Here is a 15,170-nt window from a genome sequence, read left to right on the forward strand (position 1 = left end):
TAAGGGTTAACTGTGACCGATACCCCCGAGTCCACCCCGACCGAGCCCGAGGTCCCGGAGACAGCCGCCGCGGTCGTGGCGCACGACCGGATCGAACCGGTCGGGCTCGAGGTGGAGATGCAGCGCTCCTACCTCGACTACGCCATGAGCGTCATCGTGGGGCGGGCGCTGCCGGACGTCCGGGACGGGCTCAAGCCGGTCCACCGCAAGATCCTGTACGCCATGTTCGACTCCGGCTACCGGCCGGACCGCGGCTACGTGAAGTGCTCCCGCGTCGTCGGCGACGTCATGGGTCAGTTCCACCCGCACGGCGACTCGGCGATCTACGACGCGCTGGTCCGGATGGCGCAGCCCTGGTCGCTGCGGTACCCACTGGTCGACGGCAACGGCAACTTCGGCTCGCCGGGCAACGATCCAGCAGCCGCCATGCGCTACTGCCTGTCCGGAGACGCCCGGATCCGTACCGCCGACGGGTCGGTCCGGATCGACCGGATCGTGGCCGACGCGGCGCCGGGCAGCGAGACCGACATCGAGCTCAAGGTCCGCGACCGCAACGGCGACCTGGTGCGCGCCTCCAAGTTCTTCCACTCCGGCGAGCACCCCACGCTGCGGCTGCGCACCCGCGAGGGGTACGAGCTGACCGGCACCCACAACCACCCGGTGCTCTGCCTGGTGGACGTGGCCGGCGTGCCGACCCTGCTGTGGAAGCTGCTCGCCGAGGTGTCCCCCGGCGACCGGGTGGTCCTCCAGCGCGCCGTGCCGGACGAGATCGGCTACCCGATGCTGGGGCACGTCGAGGCCGCGCTCCTCGCCGGCGCCTTCGTCAGCGAGGGCTGGGTGTCCGAGGGGCGGGCCGGCTTCAACAACGTGGACCGGGAGTTCTTCGTCCGGGTCCTCACCGCCTACGACCTTGCCGTCGGCGGCCCCCGCTACGTCGCCCAGCGTGCCATCGCGTCCGGCAGCGTGCTGCACGAACTCGACATCCAGGACCTCACGGCGCTGCGCGGGAGCCTTCTCGCCGAGCTGATTGGCGTACGCAGCGCGGCGAAGTTCGTGCCCGAGTTCGTCTGGCAGGGGCAGCCGGCGGTCAAGCGGGCCTTCCTCCAGGCGCTGTTCGAGGGCGACGGCTCGTCCTCGCTGCTGCCGCGCAACACCATCCAGATCTCGTACTCCACCCGCAGCGCGCGGCTGGCCCGTGAGGTTCAGCAGCTCCTGCTGGAGTTCGGCGTCGTCAGCCGGCAGGTCCGGTACGACGACGGCGAGATCAAGGTCGTGGTGACCAACCGCCGTGACGCAGGGATCTTCGCCGCGCACGTCGGCTTCCTCGGCCGCAAGCAGGCGAAGCTGGAGACCGAGCTGGCGAGCATTCCGGCGAGCAGCACGGCGCTTTCCAGCGACCACGTCCCGCTGGTCGGCGACTTCATCCGGGAGCACGGCGCCACCCGGTGGACCGAGCGGGACTGGCTGCGGCGGCACAACGTCGACCGGATCGAGCGCTGGGAGCGGGACCGCGACGAGATCGCGGCCCGGATCACGGACGCCGAGGTGCTCGACGTGGTCGAGCCGCTGGTCGACGGGCGGTTCTACTACGCCGAGGTGGCTAGCGTCACCGACGCGGGTGTGCAGCCGGTCTACAGCATCCGGGTGGACACCGACGACCACTCCTTCGTCTCCGACGGCTTCGTCAGCCACAACACCGAGTGCAAGCTCGACCCGCTGGCGATGGAGATGCTGCGGGACATCGACGAGGACACCGTCGACCTGCAGGACAACTACGACGGCCGGGCCAAGGAGCCCACCATCCTGCCGTCGCGCATCCCGAACCTGCTGATCAACGGCTCCGAGGGCATCGCGGTCGGCATGGCCACGAAGATCCCGCCGCACAACCTGCGGGAGATCGGCGCGGCCGTGCAGTGGTGCCTGGAGCACCCGGACGCCGACGAGGCCACCACCCTCGACGCGCTCATCGAGATCGTGAAGGGCCCGGACTTCCCCACGTACGGCCTGATCGTCGGCACACAGGCGATCCAGGACGCGTACCGAACGGGCCGGGGCTCGATCCGGATGCGCGCCGTGGTCGAGGTCGAGGAGGACAAGCGGGGCCGCCCCTGCCTGGTGGTCAGCGAGCTGCCGTACCAGGTCAACCCGGACAACCTCGCCGAGCGGATCGCGGAGCTGATCAAGGAGGGCAAGCTCGGCGGCATCGCCGACATCCGGGACGAGTCCTCCGGGCGTACGGGCATGCGGATCGTGCTGGTGCTCAAGCGCGACGCGGTCGCCAAGGTGGTGCTCAACAACCTCTACAAGCACACCCAGCTCCAGGAGACCTTCGGCGCCAACATGTTGGCGCTGGTGGACGGGGTGCCGCGCACGCTGAACCTGGCCCAGTTCATCCGGCACTACGTCGAGCACCAGATCGAGGTGATCCGGCGGCGGACGGCGTTCCGGCTGCGCAAGGCCGAGGAGCGCGCGCACATCCTGCGCGGCCTGGCCAAGGCGCTGGACGCCCTCGACGAGGTGATCGCCCTGATCCGGCGCTCGCCGACGGTGGAGGACGCCCGGCAGGGCCTGATCCGGCTGCTGGAGATCGACGAGGTCCAGGCCACGGCGATCCTGGACATGCAGCTGCGCCGGCTCGCCGCGCTGGAGCGGCAGCGGATTCTCGACGACCTGGCCAAGCTGGAGATCGAGATCGCCGACCTCAAGGACATCCTGGCCAAGCCGGAACGGCAGCGGAGGATCGTCTCGGAGGAGCTGGGCGAGATCGTCGCCAAGTGGGGCGACGACCGGCGGACGAAGATCGTGCCGTTCGAGGGCGAGGTCTCGATGGAGGACCTGATCGCCCGCGAGGACGTGGTCGTGACGATCACCCGCACCGGGTACGCCAAGCGCACCAAGGTCGACCTCTACCGCTCGCAGCGGCGCGGCGGCAAGGGCGTCAGCGGGGCGACCCTGCGGCAGGACGACATCGTCAGCCACTTCTTCGTCTGCTCCACTCACGACTGGATCCTGTTCTTCACGAACAAGGGCCGGGTGTACCGGGCCAAGGCGTACGAGTTGCCGGAGGCCAGTAGGGTGGCCAAGGGCCAGCACGTGGCCAATCTGCTCGCGTTCCAACCGGACGAGCAGATCGCGCAGATCATCGAGATTCCGGACTACCAGGTGGCCCCCTACCTGGTACTGGCCACGAAGAACGGCCTGGTGAAGAAGACGCGGCTCGAGGAGTTCGACTCCAACCGTTCCGGCGGCATCATCGCGATCAACCTGCGCGATGAGGACGAGCTGGTCGGTGCTGCCCTCGTCGCCCCGGAGAACGACCTGCTGCTGGTTTCCAAGAACGCGCAGGCGATCCGGTTCAACGCCACGGACGAGGCGCTGCGGCCGATGGGCCGGGCCACCTCGGGCGTGATCGGCATGCGGTTCAGCGACGACGACGAGCTGCTGGCCATGGAGGTCGTCCAGGAGGGGCTGGACGTCCTGGTCGCCACGAACGGGGGTTACGCGAAACGCACCCCGATCGAGGAATACCCGGTCCAGGGCCGGGGAGGTAAGGGCGTGCTGACTGCGAAGATCACCGAGCGACGCGGTGGTCTGGTCGGCGCGGTGGTGATCGACCCGGACGACGAGCTGTTCGCGATCACCAGCAACGGTGGTGTCATCCGGACTCCGGTGAAGCCTGTACGCCGTACGCGTGACCGGAACACAATGGGGGTAAAGCTGATGGACCTCCCGGACGGCGTGACTATCGTGGCGATTGCTCGCAATGCCGACGAGCCTGACGAACAGGACTAGTTGATGACGGAGACACAGGCGAAGTCGGGGAACAAGGGGACCTCGGCCAACCCGGTCGACGAGGAGGCCGCCGGGAAGGGCAGCGCGGCGGCGACCGGCCGCGCGGCCGTGGGCCGGGCGACAGTCCCCGCCGACGCGCCTGCCCCGAAGTTCACCCGGGCCCCGGGCATGGCACCCCCGCCGGACAAGCCCGGCGACGAGTCGGCGAGCGACAGGGCCGAGACAGCCGGCGCGGACAAGAGCACATCCGCGACCGCTCCGGCCGGCCCGATGGGCGGTGCCGCCGGTCCGGGCGCGACCCAGCCGATCAAGGCCGGCGGTGGTCAGGCGGTCAGCGCCGCCGTCACCGGTACCCTGCCCCGGGTGGGTGTCGGAACAGCCAAGCCGCAGCCGGACGGTGCCCGGCCGACCGCGACGGGCACGGCCCGTCCCGCCAGCGGCGGCGGACTGCCGCCGGGGGTTCCCGGCGCCGCCGCCGTCGGGGCCGCCCGCGTGGGTGAGGCGGTACGCGCCGCGCGTACCTCGGTCAGCTCGGCCGCCTCCCGCGGGCCGCGCCGGGCCCGGCTGAACCTCAAGCGGATCGACCCCTGGTCCGTGATGAAGTTCGCTTTCGCCGTCTCCATCGTGCTCTTCATCGTGGTGGTCGTCGCCACCTCGGTGCTCTACCTGGCGCTGGACGCGATGGGCGTCTTCGAGAGCGTCAACAAGAGCCTGACCGACCTGGTCAACGCCAGCGCGCAGGGCAGCAGCGGCGGGTTCCGGATTACGGCCAAGGGCGTGATCCTCAGCTCCGCCCTGATCGGTCTGGTCAACGTCGTCCTGTTCACCGCGCTCGCCACCCTCGGCGCGTTCGTCTACAACGTCTGCGCCGACCTGGTCGGCGGGATCGAGCTGACGCTCGCCGAGCGCGACTGACCGCGAGTCGACGCCGGGGCACCGTAATGCGGTCGCCCCGGCGTCGGCTATCCGGGTACGTTCGTGGTGGTACGGGCGCGAGAGGCGCCACGGGGACCCCGATTTGGGGCCGGCCGCGGCGATGGGTTAACCTTGCTCGTCGCCATGCGGGGCTATAGCTCAGTCGGTTAGAGCGCAGAGCTGATAACTCTGAGGTCGCTGGTTCGATTCCAGCTAGCCCCACCGCACAATGGTCCGACGGCTGTCGAGCGCAAGGGGTTGCCCCATGGTCAAGAAGCTCCTGATTGTGGCCGGCCTGCTCGGCGTGGCTGCTCTCGTGGCCAAGAAGATCAAGGACTCGAACGACGAGCGCGCCCTGTGGCACGAGGCGACGACGGCGCCCGACCTGCGCTGAGCGTCCCTCCGGCTGCCAGATCCACGGCGGCGTCGTCCGCCACCGGGGCCCTAGCTCAACTGGCAGAGCACTGCCTTTGCAAGGCAGGGGTTACGGGTTCAAGTCCCGTGGGCTCCACCTAGCTCCCGTGCAGTTCACGGGGCATCCTCTCCGTCCTCTTTCGGCTCATTTGATCGACGGTTGTCTTCCTTCGTCAGCGGCTCGTCAGCAGGGGGCGCGAAAGCTCCTCGGATGAGCCGATGGAAGTCGGCCGGGGTGTGCGTGTATCGATTGAGTGTCGTGGATGCCTGTTCGTGTCCCACGGCCGCCTGAACGATGTTGACCGGAACGCCCTGGGAGACGAGCCAGGTCACGTAGCCGTGCCGCAGGTCGTGAAAGCGCAACCCGCCGGCCGCCTTGACCGCTACGTGCGTCACCGCGTCGCGGTGCGTCGTGAACTCCGCCGACCACTCGACGCCCTCCCGGTCTCGCCAGGTGGCCCGGAACCGGTGAGGGCCGGTCTCCGTCACGTTGCCGAGCAGTCCGGCCCGTACCAGCGAGGGCCGCCACACCTGGCGCCGGAAGTTGCTGCGCAACATCGGGTCGCCCGCCTGGTTGGTGAACACCCGGTCCGTCTCGACATCCTTCGTCTGCTCGCGGTGCCGCAGCAGCTCGGCCCGCAGAAACCGCGGGATCGGGACCGTACGTCGACTCTGCGCCGTCTTCGGGTACGGCTTGTCCGCCGAGTGCCCGTTGACCTCGATCACGACGCGCTGCACGGTGAGCGTCGCGTCCTGGTCGTCGTCGTCCGGCAGGTCGATATCGGCCCACCGCAGCCCGAGACACTCGCCCCACCGGAGCCCTGCCCCGGCCGCCGCCGCGACCACCGGGCGGTGCCACTTCGGGACGCTCGGCAACAGCAGCTCCTGCACCTGGTCGAGCGTGAGCGCGAGTTGTCCGCCCGCGCGCTTGCGCTGTGCCGGCAACCGCACGCCGTCGCACGGGTTGAACGCGATCAGTCGGCTACGCACCGCCGACGCGAGGATGGACGACAGCAGCGAGTGACACGACGCCACGGTGGCAGGTGACAGCTCGCGGCCCATGCGGGTTACCCACTCCTGCACGGCCAGGTGGTCAATGCGGGCGACCGGCCACGCCCCCCACTGCGGCAGCAGACGCGCCCGCAGACGCGACGTCCACCCGGCAAGCGTGGTCGCCTCCACCGACCGGGACGCAAGCCAGCGCTCGGCGTACGTGCCGAACCGCGTTTTGCCGGCGGCGGGGTCGACGTACGTTCCCTGACTCACGGTCGTCTCGGTGGCAGCGAGGTACGCGGCGGCCTCCTTGCGCGTGCGGAAGGTCTTCGCCCTTTGCCGTCCGGACGGGTCGCGCCAGTTGGCGCGGAAGGTGCCAGCGGGTGTTTTGACGATGTGTCCCACGGTTGTGGATCTCCCTTGACTGGTTACGGTGCGTTATCTGTGGTGGTGCTGGTCGGGGCTGGCTAGCAGGAGTTGCGGGGGTCGAGAATCGCGCTCTGGTGGGGTTTGAGGGCGTTTTCGCTGGTGGGCTGCTATCTGCTATCTCGCTGGTGGGGCCGGCGATTGGCTGCTAGCAGATCTGCTATCGATAGCAGGGCGGGCTGCTATCGATTGCAGCCCTGGCGGCCCCCGGGGTCGGTTACGGACGGTGTATCTCTGGCGCGGCGGGAGGCATCTTCTGGCCTTGAGGTGGCCCCCGCCTCCCGTTGCTCCGGTCGGCGGGTTGACGGCGGGCGGGGGCCATCTCGTGTCCTTGCTGAACCACTGCGCAGTGGTTCAGCCGGTCGCCTGGCGTCCGGCCCTAGCGGCGGCTGGGCCCACTCCCCGGTATGTGGTTCCAGCGGGGTTGTCGGCGGCCTGGCGGTGGTGGCGCTAGACCGATAGAGGCCAGGTCGGGGCCAGGTTGTGCCGCTAGTGGTGCCGCTAGGTCTAGCGGGTGGTGGCGCTAGGTCTATCGGCTCAGCAAGCAGCGGCCAGGGCCGTTGTGTCACGGTGGTTGGGGGGGTCTGGGCCGGGTGGCTCGTGGTCGCTGCTTGCTGCTGATTGCCTGGCCAGGCTGGGTGTGGGGTGCTAGCGGGGGTGCTTTCGCAAGCAGGGCTGGCCGCTTGCGAAAGCACCCGGGGCGGTCGGGCTATGCGCCGGTGCGGCGGCGCTGGCGCTGCTCCTGGCGCTCCAGCCGGTCCAGTTCCCGGCCTACGTCCTCGGTGGTGGCCTCGGGAAGGTTGTCCAGCCAGTCATGCAGGCGGCGCTTGGGGATGAGCCACCGGCCGCCCAGCTTGATCGCGGGGATCTCGCCGGAACGCACGAGGGCGTAGGTGGAGCCGAGCGACAGGGACAGGATGTGCGCCGTCTCGGCGACGGTGTAGACGGCCCGTGCGACCGTCGCGGGGCGGGCGGTGGTGGGGATGCCCCCCGCCCCGGTCGGGGTGGTGGCGTCGGCGGCGGGGCGTTGTGGGAACGGGATGACCGTGCTCACGGGTGCTTCCTCCTGGGGTAGCGGTAGCGGCTGTCGGGGGTCGGTGGAGGGCTGTGGGGCGGGTTTTCGTGTTGGCGGCGGGGGTGTCGCTACCCGCTACATCGGGTCGTTTGCGCTGCTCGGCCCGGTAGCGGCGGATGTAGCGTTGGCGCTACCTGGTAGCGGCGGGCCGCTACATGTCGCGGTCGCGGCTGGTGGTGGCCGGCGGGGCGGCGCGGGGCGGGTTTCGGGTGGGCGGTGGTGGTGGGCGCGACCCGCGACCGGGGGTTGTTGGTGCTGGCCGGGCGGTCGCGGGGTGGGTCGCGTCGGCGCGACCGGTCGCGGCCGGGGCGCGACCTGGCGGCGGGTGACGCAACGCCCGCGGTCGAGCTGGCCGGCGCGGTGACAACCGGGGTTGCGGCCAGGTGGCTTCCGCCGCTCGTCGACGCGGTTTCGTCACGGGCCGGGCGGCGCGGGTGACGAAACCGCGTCGACGAGCGGCGGGCGGGGTGCTGCGGCTAGGAGGGCGGCGGGCCGCTGTGTGGCTTCCTGCCGGCCGTTCTCGCGCCGTACGTCTCGGGTGGAGGGTCGGCAGACATGTCCGGCAGAACGACGCATAACGGGCCGCTGAAAGCGCCGTAGAGCCAAGATCCGGGGCTAGTGGGTGTAAGGCGTAGGGCGGGGCGGCTGTGTGGCTCTCAGCGGGCCGTTCCGCGCCGGCCTGGCCGCCGGGGGCCGGCGCGGCGGGTGGTGGGGGCGTTGACACGTTGACAATCCCTTCGCGATCGAGTGTTTGCGCTGGTGGAGGCCGGTCCCGGGCTGTCAACGCCCGCCGTTGACAGGCGTTGACAGCGTTGACAGCCCGGGGCCGGCTAGCGGGGTGACGGAATGTGACCGGGGTCGGCCAGTGACGCCACTTCTCGGCCAGTCGCGCCAGTCGCGCCAGCTTCCGGAACGTGGCGCGACTGGCGCGACTGTGGCGTGACTGGCGCGACTGGTGACGCACCGTGACCGGGGTTGAGTCGCCAAAAGGTGCGCGACGGGAAGCCCTCCCGCTCGACGGTGACCCCAGCGCGGGCGCGGGCGCGTTGCAAGGTCCGCTCCGCGATCCCCTCAGCGCGGGCCGCCTTACGCACGTCCGCCCACGCCGCTTCGCCGCCCTGCCCGACGAGGTAGTCGCGCAGCCACGCCGCAGCGTTGTCACGCTCCATGCGGGTGTCCCCGTCGCCGGCCGCGCCGTCACCGAGAATGTCGGCCACCGACCGGTCAGACTCGCCGGTGATGGTCAGCTTCCCGACGTACGCCGGTCCTTCGTCGGTGGGCACCTCGACCGACTCCACGACATACCGCAGCGACGGCAGGTCCAGCCGTCCGAGGTTGTTCTTCGCCTGGCTCATGACGCACGAGCCGTCGCCGGCTTCGTCGTCGCGGGCTATGGCGATCACGGCGCGGGCGACGGCGGAGAACGCCCGCGACCCGGTGATGAGGTTCAGCGCGTCCGCGCTGGCGGACTTGTTGAAGTGCGCCAGGCCGACCACCGCGCACCCGGTCCGGTCGGCCATGTTCACCAGGGGCTCCAGGGCGGTGCGTAGGTCGCGGTCCCGGTGGGTGTCGATGCTGGCGTGGATCAGGGACAGCAGCGGGTCAGCGGCCAGCAGCGCCACGCCGAGACGGCTGATCTCCCGACCCAGGGCCGAGCAGTCCCGGGGCAGGGTCAGCGCGTCAAACCCGCTGTCGTGCTGCACGTCGACCCGGTACACCATGTCCAGATCCGCGCCGGCCGCGTACAGGCGCGGGCCGATGGTGTGTGACCACGAGTCTTCGGTGGCCGCGTAAATCACCGGTCGGGGTTGGCCGTGGTGCCGGCCCGGCAGGGTGCCCCGGGTGATCTGCGCCGTTAGCCACGCCAGCGTCAGCGACTTGCCGATGCCCTCCCGACCCGGGATCACGGTCAGCGCGCCGGACGGGATGCGGTCGGTCCAGGTCCACGCGACCGGCTTCATCTTGATCTGTGAGGCCGGGGTCAGCAGGATCCGGCGGGCGGACTCGCCGGGCTCACCCCGATCGCTGCTGGCCCGTTCGTGAACCGGTTCACCATCCGGGCCGGACGCTGCGCGTACTCGGTTCAGACCGACCGGCGGCGGGGGCATCTCCGGGTCAGACCCGCTGAAACACTGGCGGGCGGGATCAGGTCCGCCGGTCGCGTCGCTGCGCAGTGTTTCAGCATGTTCGGGGTGTCGGACACCCGGGTACGAAGATCGGTCCGGGGTGGTTGGTGGTGGTGAGTCCGGCGTCAGCCGGTCAGTTGATGGTCGGTTCGTGGCGGTCACAGGACGGCTCCCGTTCCTGGATTGTGAGGGTGGTCTGTGCTGGCCGGACCCGGGTTCGTGACGTCAGACTCGGCGCGGGTCCGCTTGCCGGTTTGATCTCGCGTGACGGAACCCGCCAGGCGGCATCCGTCACCGGTCCGCCGGCGGCCTTGCGTCACCGGATGCCGGCAACCGGAGTTGTCACCGCGCCAGGCAGCTCGACCCGCGCCGCGCGGGCCGCCAGTGCCGGCACGGCCTTGCCGCTGCCGGGCGTCCAGCCGGCAACCTCGCCACTCATCTCGGCCAGCGCCGCCGCACCCTCCAGCAGCACGACCGGCACGCCGCCCGGGCAACGCCCGGCAACCATCGGGGCCGCCATCACGCCACCGCCACGAACAGCGCCGCCGCCTCACGCTGGCGCGGCAGCACCCGCGCTGCCCGCTCAACGAAGCCGACCCGGTCCACCTCCACCACGCCGTTCAAGCAGTGCGAGCAGCTACCGAAACCGTCGCAGTCATCGCACGGAGCCCACAACGACGCCGCGTGCGCCTTCACGCACGCCGCCGCCTCGCACCACCGCGTCTCGCAGTACAGGCAGACCTGCGCGAAGTTCAGCCGTGGTGGCCGGAACGTGTCCGCCAGCGCGGCGAGCGCGGCACTGTCGACGGCCGGGACCTGCGGGATACCCTTGACCTGCATCTTCGTACTCCTTCGCTCGGGGAGCTGTTGATGTGCTGGCCTCGGCGGGGTGGCACCCCCGCCGGGGTCGCTTGTATAGGTGACACGGTAGCCGGCTAGCCGGTAGCTGTCTAGCCGTATCGCCGGTAGCTGCTTGGTGGCTAGACTGCCCGCATGACGGCTCTTGAGGATCTTCAGAAGCTCGCTGACCGCGTACGCGAGGCCACTCAGGCGCTCGATGCTCTGCGGCAGCAGCGAGACCAGCTCATCCGCGACGTGCGTCGTTCGACCGATCACACCGTTCCCGAGATCGCCGAGGCGGCCGGCGTGTCGCAAGCGACTGTGAAGACGGTCATCCGTGGGGTGCGTTGATCTCGATGCCATGCAACGAGGAAAGCCGACATCGGCAGTGGTCAGCACCATGTGAAGACCCGTGTGAAGTTCGGCAACCCATGTGGGCGTATCCCGCCGCACTGCTGGGCCGGTATCGTCCCAGGTAGGCCCTGGGGAGGGACGGACACGTGAACGAACCGAACGATGCTCTCGCGACGCTCGTCCATGAGGCGGGCTTCTCGTGGGCCGGGTTGGCGAGGCGTGTCAACGATCTCGGTGCCAATGAAGGGCTTGCTCTCCGGTACGACTACACGGCCGTGAATCGTTGGGTGAAGCGCGGCGAGAAGCCGCGATCTCCCGTGCCGACGCTGCTCGCACGAGCGCTGTCTGAACGTGTCGGCCGGCAGGTTAGCCCATCTGACTTCGGTATGACCGAGGAAGAAACCCTTGCTGCGCGAGGGTTGGAGTACGCAGACGACCCGCACGCGACAGTGAACACGATCATCGATCTCGGGAGAGCTGACGTGAAGCGCCGCGACATCGTGAAAGCACCGTTCGTGCTCGCAGCACTCGGTGCCCCTAGCAGGGACTGGCTCCTAGCCACGCTTGACGAGACGGCGACCGAGCGTGGCCCGCGCCAGGTGGGCATGCGCCAGGTGGCCGGTATCCGGGAGATGTTCGCGCTCTTCCAGGACATGGACGTGATGCGTGGCGGCGGACACGCGCGTACTGCCCTGGTGGAGTACATGCAGAGCTACGTCCTGCCCTTGCTCAAGCGAGACCACGAGCCGGCGGTACAACAGGCGCTTTACGAGGCCGCCGCCGAGCAGTCGTACTTGGTGGGCTGGATGGCGTACGACGACGGTGAGCACGGCCTTGCGCAGCGATACCTGATTCAGGCGCTGCGTCTGGCTCAGGCGGCCGGTAGCGCCGCGCTGGGCGCGCACGTGCTGGCCGGCATGTCCGATCAGGCGAACCTTCTAGGGCACTCGCGTGAGGCGCTGATGTTGGCGCGGGCTGGCCGTCGAGGAATCGCCGAGGGCGAATCGCCCGCCTGCCTCGCTGACCTGCACATCTTGGAGGCACGCGCGCTCGCAGCGCTCGGCGAGTCGACGGCCGCCGCCGCGTCCGTGGTGAAGGCGGAACAGGTGTTCGGCCGCGTCGTACACGATGATGAGCCGGCATGGGCGAAGTTCATTGACGCGCCGTACATCTTCGGTGAGGCGGCGCACTGCTTCCGTGACCTCGGTCAACCCTCCGAGCTTGAGCGCTTCGCCAACGAGTCGGCGGCGGGTGCTCGGCGACAGGGACGCGCACGCCGAGGCGCGCTCAGTGAGGCGGCACTCTCGATTGCTGACCTTGATCGGGCCAACGTCGAAGCTGCCGCGTCGCGAGCGGCGCACGTCGTGGACCTGGCCGCGTCGGTCAATTCATCGCGCGCAATCGAGACGGTGCGCGACCTGCAACGGCGCATGAAGCCGTTCGGCAACCTGCATGAAGTCCAGCAGTTCAACGCGCGAGCCGGAGCGCTGCTCGGCCTTGCCGCCTAGCGCGAGGGCGTCAGCGGAAAGTCAGCGAAAGCGCTGACAGCGGTTGTGATTCCTCGCCTACGGATGGCGGGTGCGAGACGAAGAACGGCACGCCTTATCGCTTGCCGACAACGCCCAGCACCCGCCATCCGCCTTTGCAAGGCAGGGGTTAGGGGTTCAAGTCCCCTGGGCTCCACTCTTACCCGGTTCCACCAGGCGTTTTGCCGAAGCAAGATCATGCGGCACAGATCCGGCGCAACCCGGCATTGATCTTGCTCCTTTCAGGCTTGCGCCCTGCGGGTCTCGGCGGTTTGCAAGACGGTGCCGACTAGGCCGCGCCGACGCTCTCGCTTCGGCCACCAGTGGACGTACGTCTCCAGCGTGATCCGCAGCGTCTTGTGCCGGAGCATCCGCTGTACCTCTTGCGGCTCGGCGTGGTTGGTGATGAGCGTCGTGGCGAAGAAGTGCCGCAGCGCGTGGAACGTGCCGTGTTCCTTCGGCCAGCCGGCGGCTTCCCGCCAGTCCGCCCACTCCCGCGACCAGGTCCGGTCGGTGAACGGGTTTCCCCGCGTAGTGGTGAACAGCAGCGGCACCGACCGGCGAACCGGATCGCCCGAGGTGATGTCGACCAGCTCAACCGAAACGGGCGGGAAGTCGCGGACGTGCTCGGCGAGGACCTGGCCGACGACCGGGTCCAGGTCGACAGTGCCGGACGATCCTGCTTTCGGTTCGCTGAGGTAGAACCCGCCGTACTGCTGGGGCGCGTACCGGAGCTGTTGAGCGATGTGCAGCTCTGCCCGCTCCTGGTCGGCGCAGCGGGCACCTTCTTCCATCCCGAGCGCTTCACCCAGGCGGCAGCCTTGACCAGCACCAAGCCAAATGGCTGCCCGGTAGCGGGGCGGTACCGCATCGAGTAGTGCTAGAACTTCGCCCTCTGTGGGAACCCACTTCGGAGCACGGGAGAAGCCTCGCAGCATCTGAGCCAGCTTGACCCGTCGCACGGGTTGTCCGCAATCATCTTGTCGGTCACGGCCGCGCTTAGCACCGCGTCAAGCAGCTCAAAGTACAGCTTGAGCGACGTCCGAGGCGTTCCCTCGTCCAGGCGCCGGGTCAGCCACTCCAACACCGAGGTCAGATGAATCGCCCGGAGGGGCCGGTCACCGAACGCCGGGTAGAGGTGGCACCGGAGGTTGGACTCCACCCGCTTACGGGTTTCCAGCGCCCAGCCGGCTTCACGGGAGAGCCGCCACCGTTCCCCGTACTCCCGCAGCGTCACGTTCCGCTCGGACTGCTGGACCTTCATCTCTTCGGCCACGCCGGCACGGGCGCGGGCGTCGAAGGCTTCCGCGTCGGTCTTGCGCTCGAACAGCTTTTCTCGGGACTTCCCGGCGGCGTCGGCGTAACGGACCCGCCAGCGCTTGCCCCGGCCGTGTCGCTTGGAGGGGAGCCGCTTCTTGTCTGGCCCGCGGTTGGTCAGGTACCACAGGTCATCGATCGACATGTCAGGCCGCCTTCTTGTCGAACCAGGCCCGCACGTCGGCGGGGTCGTATCGGAGGTGCCGGCCGACGCGGGACGCGCGGGGGCCGATTCGGCGGTGGCGCCATTGGTAGAGGGTGCCGACCGGAATGCCGAGGAACGCCGACACGTCGGTGACGCTCCACAGGCGTTCGGTGGGGGTGGCGTTCATTGGGATTCCTTTCTTTTCTGTCGTGCCGCCCGGATGCGGTCACCGATCGCGGTGGCGAGTTCGAGTTGTTCGGGGGAGTCGTAGCCGATGCCGAGGATTTGCCAGTCGTTGACCACGATTACGTCGGTGTCGTCGGGCAGGCCGGCTTCGGTAAGCGCGGTCTGGAGCTGATGCGCGCGACGCTCGGTGCGAAGGTGTTTGAACGTCGTGGAGTAGATGCGGGACTTGGTGAGGAAGTGACCGCGGAAGCCGAGCATGTGCGCCCAGTGGCGTAGTTTGAGTTCGGCGTATTGGTCGAGGCCGCCGAGGTCCCATGCGGTTTGGATCATGGCCCGGTGGTGGTCGGAGACCCGTAGTTGGTCGATGTGCAAGGGCGAACCGATGGCGATTTACGACCTGATGGGCAAGGATGTGCCGCTGTTCCACTATGCGGTGACCGACGACGACACCTCGCACGGCACGCAGTTTGTGGAGGCATCTCGCCAGTGGTTCGACTCGATGTGGTCGACCATCGCCTATCGGTACGACGGATGAACGCCGACCTTGGCCGACTGCTTGGCGAGGTCGGTGCGGTGCTGCTCGACTTCGACGGGCCGGTGTGCAGCATCTTCGCCGGCTACCCGGCGCCGCAGGTTGCCGCCGAGCTGGTCGACGTGTTGCGACAGTGCGGCGTGGACGTGCCGCCAGACCTCGCCAGCGAGCCGGACCCGCTTGAGGTACTACGCCGCACGCCCGCAGCCGGCAACCACGGCATCACGCGGGCGGTAGAGGATGCGCTCTGCGCGGCCGAACGTCGGGCCGTTGAGACTGCCGGACCCACCCTCCACGGCCGGGAGGTGATCGTGGCGGCCCGACAGGCTGGCCTTCCCGTGGCGGTTGTCAGCAACAACTCTGCCGGTGCGGTGAGCGCCTACCTGGCAGCGCACCGCCTTACCATGCACGTCTCGCCAGTCGTCGGCCGGGCGTACGCCGACCCAGAGCGCATGAAGCCCAACCCCGCCCCGATCCATCAAGCCGCGCGCGCGGTGGGCGAGTCCCCTGGCCGGTGTGTACTGATCGG

At 69.2% G+C, this 15,170-nt stretch carries 14 protein-coding genes, 2 tRNA genes and 2 pseudogenes; 9 read left to right on the plus strand and 9 right to left on the minus strand.

The window, feature by feature from the left end; all coding sequences use genetic code 11:
- The first annotated feature begins 75 nt into the window (after window positions 1–75).
- The 5 genes from gyrA to ABGB16_RS26875 all read left to right on the plus strand — a co-directional run bounded on the left by gyrA (window position 76) and on the right by ABGB16_RS26875 (window position 5,218).
- The gene (gyrA, locus tag ABGB16_RS26855; protein WP_347670883.1) at window positions 76–3,792 is read left to right on the plus strand and encodes an intein-containing DNA gyrase subunit A; all 3,717 of its coding nucleotides are present in this window, start codon (window positions 76–78) and stop codon (window positions 3,790–3,792) included.
- Window positions 3,793–3,795: 3 nt separating this feature from the next.
- Window positions 3,796–4,707 (plus strand): DUF3566 domain-containing protein, encoded by a 912-nt coding sequence (locus ABGB16_RS26860; protein WP_347670869.1) that lies wholly within the window; start codon window positions 3,796–3,798, stop codon window positions 4,705–4,707.
- A 148-nt stretch (window positions 4,708–4,855) separates the two neighbouring features.
- Window positions 4,856–4,929, plus strand: a tRNA-Ile gene (locus tag ABGB16_RS26865).
- 43 nt (window positions 4,930–4,972) lie between these two features.
- Window positions 4,973–5,101 carry a DLW-39 family protein gene (locus tag ABGB16_RS26870; protein ID WP_347670870.1) on the plus strand — a complete coding sequence of 43 codons (129 nt, stop codon included), beginning with the start codon at window positions 4,973–4,975 and terminating at the stop codon, window positions 5,099–5,101.
- 44 nt (window positions 5,102–5,145) lie between these two features.
- Window positions 5,146–5,218: transfer RNA gene (locus tag ABGB16_RS26875), tRNA-Ala, on the plus strand.
- Between the two features lie 17 nt (window positions 5,219–5,235).
- Here ABGB16_RS26875 and ABGB16_RS26880 read toward each other — a convergent pair.
- From ABGB16_RS26880 to ABGB16_RS26900, 5 genes are all read right to left on the minus strand, one after another.
- The gene (locus tag ABGB16_RS26880; protein WP_347670871.1) at window positions 5,236–6,519 is read right to left on the minus strand and encodes a site-specific integrase; all 1,284 of its coding nucleotides are present in this window, start codon (window positions 6,517–6,519) and stop codon (window positions 5,236–5,238) included.
- A 730-nt stretch (window positions 6,520–7,249) separates the two neighbouring features.
- Complete coding sequence (locus ABGB16_RS26885) at window positions 7,250–7,594, minus strand: helix-turn-helix domain-containing protein (protein ID WP_347670872.1); 345 nt, start codon at window positions 7,592–7,594, stop codon at window positions 7,250–7,252.
- Between the two features lie 851 nt (window positions 7,595–8,445).
- Window positions 8,446–9,576 (minus strand): AAA family ATPase, encoded by a 1,131-nt coding sequence (locus ABGB16_RS26890; RefSeq protein ID WP_347670873.1) that lies wholly within the window; start codon window positions 9,574–9,576, stop codon window positions 8,446–8,448.
- Window positions 9,577–10,057: 481 nt separating this feature from the next.
- Window positions 10,058–10,261, minus strand: a complete 204-nt coding sequence (locus tag ABGB16_RS26895; RefSeq protein ID WP_347670874.1) for a hypothetical protein — start codon at window positions 10,259–10,261, stop codon at window positions 10,058–10,060.
- On the minus strand, window positions 10,261–10,581 hold the full coding sequence (locus ABGB16_RS26900; protein WP_347670875.1) for a hypothetical protein: 321 nt from the start codon (window positions 10,579–10,581) through the stop codon (window positions 10,261–10,263). Before ABGB16_RS26900 ends, ABGB16_RS26895 begins: the two co-directional genes overlap by 1 nt.
- 153 nt (window positions 10,582–10,734) lie before the next feature.
- Between ABGB16_RS26900 and ABGB16_RS26905 the strand changes: the two genes are divergently transcribed.
- Both ABGB16_RS26905 and ABGB16_RS26910 read left to right on the plus strand, forming a co-directional pair.
- Window positions 10,735–10,932 (plus strand): hypothetical protein, encoded by a 198-nt coding sequence (locus ABGB16_RS26905; RefSeq protein ID WP_347670876.1) that lies wholly within the window; start codon window positions 10,735–10,737, stop codon window positions 10,930–10,932.
- A gap of 149 nt (window positions 10,933–11,081) precedes the next feature.
- The gene (locus ABGB16_RS26910) at window positions 11,082–12,443 is read left to right on the plus strand and encodes a hypothetical protein (protein WP_347670877.1); all 1,362 of its coding nucleotides are present in this window, start codon (window positions 11,082–11,084) and stop codon (window positions 12,441–12,443) included.
- Between the two features lie 260 nt (window positions 12,444–12,703).
- Here the strand turns inward: ABGB16_RS26910 and ABGB16_RS26915 are convergent, their stop codons facing one another.
- The 4 genes and pseudogenes from ABGB16_RS26915 to ABGB16_RS26930 form a co-directional block, all read right to left on the minus strand.
- The gene (locus tag ABGB16_RS26915) at window positions 12,704–13,399 is read right to left on the minus strand and encodes a tyrosine-type recombinase/integrase (RefSeq protein WP_347670878.1); all 696 of its coding nucleotides are present in this window, start codon (window positions 13,397–13,399) and stop codon (window positions 12,704–12,706) included.
- The gene (locus ABGB16_RS26920; protein WP_347670879.1) at window positions 13,342–13,923 is read right to left on the minus strand and encodes a hypothetical protein; all 582 of its coding nucleotides are present in this window, start codon (window positions 13,921–13,923) and stop codon (window positions 13,342–13,344) included. The genes ABGB16_RS26915 and ABGB16_RS26920 overlap by 58 nt, the downstream gene beginning before the upstream one ends.
- A gap of 1 nt (window position 13,924) precedes the next feature.
- Window positions 13,925–14,110: a helix-turn-helix domain-containing protein gene (locus ABGB16_RS26925; protein ID WP_347670880.1), complete on the minus strand. Its 186-nt coding sequence runs from the start codon at window positions 14,108–14,110 to the stop codon at window positions 13,925–13,927.
- Window positions 14,107–14,481, minus strand: a pseudogene (locus ABGB16_RS26930) (replication initiator); the annotation flags it as partial. The gene ABGB16_RS26925 and the pseudogene ABGB16_RS26930, both read right to left, overlap by 4 nt.
- On the opposite strand from ABGB16_RS26930, the pseudogene ABGB16_RS26935 reads away from it, so the two are divergent.
- Together ABGB16_RS26935 and ABGB16_RS26940 are read left to right on the plus strand one after the other, a co-directional pair.
- Window positions 14,480–14,644 (plus strand): annotated as a pseudogene (locus tag ABGB16_RS26935) (GntR family transcriptional regulator); the annotation flags it as partial. The pseudogenes ABGB16_RS26930 and ABGB16_RS26935 overlap by 2 nt on opposite strands.
- Window positions 14,641–15,170: HAD family hydrolase (locus ABGB16_RS26940; RefSeq protein WP_347670881.1), on the plus strand; the 530-nt coding region annotated here is incomplete at its 3' end. The pseudogene ABGB16_RS26935 and the gene ABGB16_RS26940, both read left to right, overlap by 4 nt.

The organism is Micromonospora sp. B11E3 (assembly GCF_039871625.1).
In the GTDB taxonomy this organism is placed as follows: domain Bacteria; phylum Actinomycetota; class Actinomycetes; order Mycobacteriales; family Micromonosporaceae; genus Micromonospora.